The sequence below is a fragment of the Salinicoccus roseus genome (assembly GCF_003814515.1).
In the GTDB taxonomy this organism is placed as follows: Bacteria; Bacillota; Bacilli; order Staphylococcales; family Salinicoccaceae; genus Salinicoccus; species Salinicoccus roseus.
Genome location: NZ_RKQJ01000004.1, coordinates 304,231 through 311,674, shown reverse-complemented (window position 1 = coordinate 311,674; position 7,444 = coordinate 304,231). Strand labels below are relative to the sequence as shown.

Annotated in this window: 6 protein-coding genes and 1 other RNA gene; all 7 read right to left on the bottom strand. The window is 47.2% G+C overall.

Annotation, left to right across the window (positions count from 1 at the left end; translation table 11 throughout):
* Positions 1–296: 296 nt before the first annotated feature.
* The 7 genes from recR to treP all read right to left on the bottom strand — a co-directional run bounded on the left by recR (position 297) and on the right by treP (position 7,283).
* The gene (gene recR / locus EDC33_RS12560) at positions 297–893 is read right to left on the bottom strand and encodes a recombination mediator RecR (protein WP_040106937.1); all 597 of its coding nucleotides are present in this window, start codon (positions 891–893) and stop codon (positions 297–299) included.
* A 1-nt stretch (position 894) separates the two neighbouring features.
* Positions 895–1,218, bottom strand: coding sequence for a YbaB/EbfC family nucleoid-associated protein (locus EDC33_RS12555; protein ID WP_040106938.1), 324 nt, complete (start codon positions 1,216–1,218; stop codon positions 895–897).
* Between the two features lie 76 nt (positions 1,219–1,294).
* Positions 1,295–2,947, bottom strand: coding sequence for a DNA polymerase III subunit gamma/tau (gene dnaX, locus EDC33_RS12550; protein ID WP_094907344.1), 1,653 nt, complete (start codon positions 2,945–2,947; stop codon positions 1,295–1,297).
* 120 nt (positions 2,948–3,067) lie between these two features.
* An RNA gene (ffs, locus tag EDC33_RS12545) (signal recognition particle sRNA large type) lies at positions 3,068–3,333 on the bottom strand.
* Between the two features lie 47 nt (positions 3,334–3,380).
* Positions 3,381–4,109: a trehalose operon repressor gene (gene treR, locus EDC33_RS12540; protein ID WP_124011421.1), complete on the bottom strand. Its 729-nt coding sequence runs from the start codon at positions 4,107–4,109 to the stop codon at positions 3,381–3,383.
* Between the two features lie 57 nt (positions 4,110–4,166).
* Positions 4,167–5,810: an alpha,alpha-phosphotrehalase gene (gene treC, locus EDC33_RS12535; protein WP_094907342.1), complete on the bottom strand. Its 1,644-nt coding sequence runs from the start codon at positions 5,808–5,810 to the stop codon at positions 4,167–4,169.
* Positions 5,811–5,834: 24 nt separating this feature from the next.
* Entirely contained in the window at positions 5,835–7,283 is a 1,449-nt protein-coding gene (gene treP, locus EDC33_RS12530) for a PTS system trehalose-specific EIIBC component (protein ID WP_124011420.1), read from the bottom strand.
* Positions 7,284–7,444: the final 161 nt, after the last annotated feature.

The window sequence follows — 7,444 nt, the reverse complement described above, 5'->3', positions numbered from 1 at the left end:
GGTTTTACTTGTCGCCCAAGTTGAATGCCGTAGCATTCGTTTTTTCGGAATTAACGTTGACATATTGTCATTCAGTTTTCAATGTTCTCTGTTTTGACTGCTTTACTATTATAGCATGTTGATCTCAGCGATGCAACACTTTTTTATATCTTTTTTAACTTAATAGTAACGTTTGTTGTGTCGGTTTTGCGTTTCGTCCGACAAGAAATAACTATACAGGGTTTCATTAGAGAATGCAAGGGGTTTTTCAAAAAAAGTTTTCCAGGCCATTTTTCATTGTAATGGCCTGGTTTCTTCTATAGTTCTGTACGATACTCTATCGCTTTCGAAAGCGTGACTTCATCGGCATATTCCAAGTCGCCCCCGACAGGCAGCCCATGCGCAAGACGTGTGATCTTTACACCGATCGGCTTGACCAGACGGGAGATGTACATTGCTGTAGACTCCCCTTCTATATTCGGGTTCGTTGCCAATATGATTTCTTTTATCTGCTCGTCCTTCAGCCTTTCAATCAATGTGGCCACATTGATGTCTTCCGGCCCGATTCCATCCATGGGACTGATTGCACCATGAAGAACATGGTACATCCCCCTATACTCACGCATCTTCTCCATTGCAATGACGTCTTTAGTATCCTGCACTACACAGACGATGGATCTATCTCTATTCTTATCCTGACATATATAGCAGGGATCGATGTCGGTGATGTGGCCGCATACGGAACAAAACTGGAGATCTCTCTTTACTTCCATCAGGCTGCGTGAAAAGTTGACGACATCGTCTTCTTTCATATTGAGTACATAAAATGCCAGACGTTGGGCAGTCTTCGGCCCAATGCCCGGCAGTTTCATGAAGCTGTCGATCAGCTTTGATATGGGTTCCGGATAATGCATGTTACATCATTCCCGGAATGTTCATACCTTTAGTATGTTGGCCGAGCCTTTCACTTGAGAGCTCATCCGCTTTTGTCATTGCTTCATTGGTTGCAGCGACGATCAGGTCCTGGAGCATTTCAATGTCGTCCGGATCCACTACTTCTTCCTGGATTTCCACATCCAGCACTTCTTTGTGTCCTGAAACAGTCACTTTGACCATCCCGCCACCAGCAGTGCCTTCAACTTTCTCTTCTTTCAGTTTTTCCTGCTCTTCCTGCATCTTCTTCTGCATCTTCTGCATCTGTTTCATCATGCCTTGCATATTGTTCATTCCGCCACGCATATATATTCTCCTCCAAATCAGTTTTCATTTTTCTTCTATATAGTATATATGAAATTGCTTCTTTTATAAACAGTTATCATGAGCGCGTTTCTACGACGTCACTCCCAAAGATCTCTTTGGCCACATCAGAAGGCTTCTTCCCATCCTCATCTGACTTCTTTTCTTTATTTGCTTTCTTTTCCTGTATATAGTCATGCCTTACCTGCAGCCAGCTCGAATCGGGCACACCCACCACTTTTACATCCTTGCCGATGATGGAAGGGATGACCGCTTCCAGCTCCTGGCGCTTCTTTTCATCCTTATTGATCAGGTCGCTGTGCAGATCACTTTTGAACTTGAGAAGGACATGGGTATCACTGGCTGCCACGGGTTCCGAATCCTTGATAAGGGACCTTAGGGCATGGTACCCCTTCTCCTCAACATGCTGATAAACTTTTGGCCAGTCATCCTTGAGCTTCACCAGATCTTCCTTATTGGCATTATCCAGTACTTTCTCAATCTGCCTCAAGGAGAAGCCCTTTGAAGACCGGCTTTGGGTTTCCTCCCGCTTCTGGGGTTCCTGCGCCTGCGAGTTCGGGGCCTGAGAATAGTTGGAGAGCTTCTTATCAAGCTCCGCCAGCTTCTGCTCGATATGTGAAAGATCCACCGCTTGCGGTTCTACAGATTGATCGTTTCGGTTGAGCACCTGGATCAGCTTGACGATGACCACCTCAAGATGAACGCTCGTATTCACTGAAAAGCGCATCATGACCATGGCATCGTTCAATACATCAATCATTTCATAGAGCACCTTGTCTTCGGTATGCGCAAAAGCGACATCCTCGTTGATCTCTCCATCATGCTTCATCAAAATGATATCCCTGATGTAATAGACGAGCTCATGGATCAGCCTTGTCGGGTCCTTGCCCTCTTCGATGAACTGGTGATATTTGATGAATGCTTCCCTCGAATCCCGGTGATCGATCAGCTTCAGCCAATCATTCAGTTCCTCTGATTTGATGCCTCCCGTAATCATGATGGCATCATCCAGTGTGATTACATCATTGCTGTAGGCAATGACCTGATCCATGATGCTGAGCGCGTCCCGCATACCGCCTTCCGACGTCCTTGCGATATATTCTATGGCATCCGATTCATATTCGAGCGATTCACTCTGTGCTACATACTCGAGCCTCTCGACAATCTCATTCAGCTCTATCGCCTTGAAATCGAAACGCTGACATCTTGAAATTATGGTCGCCGGAATCTTATGGGGTTCCGTCGTCGCCAGAATAAAAATGGCATGGCCCGGCGGCTCCTCGAGTGTTTTCAAAAGTGCGTTGAAAGCACCTGTGGTCAGCATGTGCACCTCATCGATGATATATACTTTATACATTGCTTCAGACGGTGCATACTTGACTTTTTCACGTATGTTCCTGATCTCGTCCACACCATTATTACTGGCAGCATCAATCTCAATTACATCATTCGCGCTGCCTTCGGTGATGCTCATGCAGATATCGCACTCGTTGCACGGTTCCCCTTCGGAACCGAAACGGCAGTTCAGCGCCTTGGCAAAGATTTTCGCAATGCTTGTCTTTCCTGTTCCCCTGGGTCCGCTGAACAGGTATGCGTGGGATTCCTTATTTCTGATTATCGCGTTTCTTAACGTTTTCGTGACATGCTTCTGTCCCACCACATCTTCAAATGTCTGCGGCCGGAACGCCCGATACAAGGCTTGATATTCCATCCAGCGGCACCTCCATACTGAGTCATTTATGCTGTTTATTATACCATATATAAACTTTCGTCCCTAATTCCGGGCAACAAAAAATGACTGCATCTTAAGATGCAGTCATCTGATATGTAACCGTGCACCGCTCTTCGAACACCCGGCACAAGCGTTACTCGATCCACCAGCTCAACCCCGGCTGTCCTACGGCACATAGAATGGGCCACTTAATGCTGCTTCCTTCCGGACCTGACATGGTTCGTGACGTTCTATTGCATAGGACCGGGATCTCAACACTGGTGAGATCAAGGCAGTCCTCACACCGAGTATCCTCGGAAGCGGAATTCGGTCCTGCTGGAGCGGATTGCAGGTACAGGGCACCGCTACCTCCCCACTTAGCACGGCACAGTATATAATACCAAAATCCATGGGCCAATGCAAGATTAAACGACTATTCGCCATGAAAGCGGCGGGAGAAGTCCACGAACTTGAATTCATTGGCCAGGTGCTTAGAAACATTGAACTGAAACGGACGGGCATCATTCAGATGAACGATTGAACGGACAGTCGCTGTGTATGGGGGAATGACATTGCCGAACAACTCCAGATCCTGCTCATTCATCGGTTCAAATGTGATTTCCTTATGGGAATAGGCGATAATAAGACCCATCCTCTTTTCAATATATTCATAGATTGAATCGGCTGCAATCTTTTCGTTCAGTCCAGGCATCATTTCTACAATGAAGTAATCTATATCCACGATGTGCGTCCTATCCTCAAAACGCCTCTGCCTGATAAGCCTCCAAACCCTCTCCTCGGGCTGAAGCTTCAATGCTTCCATTACCCTGGGGAACTCTTCAGCGGAATACTGTGTCAGTTCCACTACATTCGTGGAATACTGTGTCGTTTTCAGCTGCTGGATTTCCTTGAAGCTTGTCAGGTGGGAAACGGTGAAATCCATCGAAGGGTTATAGATGACCACAGAACCTTTGCCCTTCATCTTCTGGATATAGCCATTTTCCTGGAGCAGGTTCAAAGCTTTTCTGACTGTTTCCCTGGATACATCGAACATGCTGACAAGTGTATGCTCAGAAGGCAGAACATCCCCCTTCTTGTATGTGCCTTCTGCAATGTCGCTCGACAACACCTGATAAATATGATTGTATTTATTCAAATTCATTGTACTCACCCTACCGTCTTCCCGGATGTATTAAAATCTAATACATCATATCCTTTTTCAGTTGTTTTGTCCATATATCATCATGGCTTCAAACGGCCTCAGGACATTCTTCCTATCGGCATAATTGGAGAGGAGCACTTCGCCCTCTGCGTTGATGTTTTCAGGATACGGTACTTCCTTGTTTCTGAAGTTGGCCATGACCGTGATGCGTTCCCCTTCATAAAGCCGTTCATATACAAAGAGGTCATCATCCTTCATAAGATGCGGCTTCACGCTGCCGTATGTCAGAACATCCAATTCATGCCTCAACTCGATCAGCTTCTGATACGTATAGAAAATGGAATTGCCGTCTTCGAGGGCACGTGCAACATTTATTTCTCCATACTTGTCCGACACTTCTATCCATGGCATGCCTTCTGTAAATCCAGCATTCCTGGAATCATCCCACTGCACAGGTGTCCTCGAGTTATCCCTCGATTTGGTCGCCAATATATCCAATATGAGGGAAGCATCCATACCTTCCTCCCTCAGTATCGAATATGCATTGAGACTCTCCACATCACGGTACTGATCGATCCGGTTGAAACCGGGATTGGTCATGCCGATCTCTTCACCCTGGTAGATGTAGGGGGTGCCTTTCAGTCCATGGAGGGCAATTGCCAGCATTTTTCCACTCAGCAACCGGTTCTCTTCGGTCTCATCATTGCCGAACCTGGATACGACGCGGGGCTGGTCATGATTGCACCAGAAGATGGCATTCCAGCCGCCGCCTTCATCCATTGCCACCTGCCATTCCATCAATATCTTTTTCAGTTCAAGAAAATCGAAGTTGGCAAGCGACCATTTTTCCCCACCCGGATAGTCAACCTTCAGATGGTGGAAATTGAATACGGAATTAAGTTCGTTGCGCTCAGGGTTGGTGTACTTCAGACAGTGCTCGATCGTTGTGGAAGACATCTCCCCAACAGTCATGATGTCCTTGTCCCCGAAAGTATTGCGGTTCAATTCATTGATGTACTCATGAACTTTGGGACCGTCGGTGTAGAATTCCTTCCCTGGGCCTTCGGAGTTCTTGAATTCCCCTTTGGATATCAGATTGACCACATCGAACCGGAAACCATCCACGCCGAAATCTATCCAGTAATTGATCATTTCATATATGTCACGGCGCATGTCCTCGTTCTCCCAATTCAGGTCAGCCTGGGTGATATCGAAGAGGCGGAGGTAGTATTGGTTCGTATCTTCATCATATGCCCAAGCATTTCCGCCGAACTTCGATTCCCAGTTCGTTGGAGGTGTATCGTAGGTGCCATCTTTCCAGATATAGTAGTCGCGATATTCATTATCACGGGATTTCCTGGACTCGACGAACCAGTGATGCTCCGTTGATGTGTGATTGATGACGATGTCCATCATGATCTTAAGACCTCTGGCATGCGCCTTCTCCAGCAGCTCCTCAAGATCCGCCTTTGTACCGAACTGTGGATTCACTTCATAATAGTTGCTGATATCATAGCCATTGTCGTTCATAGGAGATTCATAGACCGGTGTGAGCCAGAGATAATCCACACCCAAAGTCGTGAAATAATCAAGCTTATCTATGATGCCCCTGATGTCCCCTTCGCCGCTTCCGGTCGTATCGTTGAATGACTTGGGATAGATCTGATAGACCACCGATTTTCTCCAGTCTTTGGATGCCATCTTAAAAAACTCCTTTTGCTTGATTTAATCTTTAACCATATCTTTTGTCTTCTCTTTTGCGAACCTGGAGAAGAGGAGTGTAAGCAGGAACGGAACGACGATCGCGATGCCCATCCCTATGGTGAATAGCAGCCAGAAGCCTTCTGTGATCGAGATGACGCCCGGCACCCCGCCGACGCCTACGCTCGCTGCGGTCAGACCATTCATTCCGAAAAGGCCGCCGACGAATGCTGTAGTGATGATGGCTGCAAGGAATGGATATTTGAGCGGCAGGTTGACACCGAACATTGCAGGCTCAGTGACGCCCAGCCAACCGGAAATACCGGAAGTCATCGCCAGACCTTCCTCTTTCTTCTTCTTCTGTTGACGATAGATCATCCATGCACCGAAGGCTGCGGAACCCTGGGCAATATTTGAAATTGCAAGTATCGGCCACAGATATGTTGCGCCGGTGGTCCCGATAAGCTGAAGGTCCATCGCCAGGAACATATGGTGCAGCCCCGTAATGACAAGTGGTGCATAGAACAGTCCGTAGACTGCGCCACCCAGGATGCCTGCTGATTCAAACAACCATACTACACTGTCAGAAATGATGCCGCTCAGGAACAGTGTGACAGGACCGATCAGAGTAAAGGTAAGTATGCCGACTACAAGCAGTGAAATCGGTGCGACCAGAAGCAGCTTGAACATATCGTGAATCCTCTTATCCAGGAAGTTCTCCACTTTAGCAAGGAGCCACGCAGCTACAAGTACGGGGAGGACCTGGCCCTGATAGTTCAGCTGTTCAATTTGCAGACCGAAGAAGTTCCATGTAGGGATATCAGCCAGTTCACCGGCTTCAGCATCGAACAAACCATACTGGCTCGCCAGGTCCGGGTGACATAATGCGACACCGAGGGCGATACCGAGCAGTGGGTTCCCGCCGAACACCTTCATCGCAGACCAGCCGATCAGTACCGGCAGGAAGATGAATGGCGCAACTGCAATGAAGTTGATCATACTCGCAATGCCTTCTATGCCAGGGAAACGGGTAATGACGGAATCATTGTCCCAGAACAGTCCTTGCACCGTCAGCAGGTTGTTTATACCGAGTAGCAGACCCGCTGTAACGATTGCGGGAAGGATTGGAATGAATATATCCCCAAGCATTTTAATGAACCGCTGTATCGGATTCATCTTCTGGGCCGCTGCCGCCTTGACTTCATCCTTCGAGCCGCCGCCCTTGCCCGTCTCCTCCTCGAAAATCTTAAATGCTTCGTTCACAGTCCCTTGGCCAATGACTACCTGGAACTGGTTGTTCGCAGCAAAAGAGCCTTTGACCAGATCGATAGAATCCAGCTTTTCCTTGTCCACTTTGGATTCATCCTCAAGAGCAAGACGCAGTCTAGTCACACAGTGCGTTGCTGCATTGACGTTTTCCTTGCCACCAACCGCGTCAATAATGGCTTTGACATCATCACGGTTCACTGCCATTCATTTCACACTCCTTCTAATGTTGATTTATCGCCATAACTATAACATGTATAGACAACCATGTAAAGGCTTTCATAAATTGAGAAATGTAAATACAATAAGCTCCATATCATATAAAAAATGCCGCTGTTCAAAGCGGCATAGTATCAGGCTAAGGAAAT

Coding starts and splice junctions, on each gene's coding strand:
- treR (WP_124011421.1), bottom strand. CDS start 4,109: ATGAATTTGAATAAATACAATCATATTTATCAGGTGTTGTCGAGCGAC.
- treC (WP_094907342.1), bottom strand. CDS start 5,810: ATGGCATCCAAAGACTGGAGAAAATCGGTGGTCTATCAGATCTATCCC.
- recR (WP_040106937.1), bottom strand. CDS start 893: ATGCATTATCCGGAACCCATATCAAAGCTGATCGACAGCTTCATGAAA.
- treP (WP_124011420.1), bottom strand. CDS start 7,283: ATGGCAGTGAACCGTGATGATGTCAAAGCCATTATTGACGCGGTTGGT.
- dnaX (WP_094907344.1), bottom strand. CDS start 2,947: ATGGAATATCAAGCCTTGTATCGGGCGTTCCGGCCGCAGACATTTGAA.
- EDC33_RS12555 (WP_040106938.1), bottom strand. CDS start 1,218: ATGCGTGGCGGAATGAACAATATGCAAGGCATGATGAAACAGATGCAG.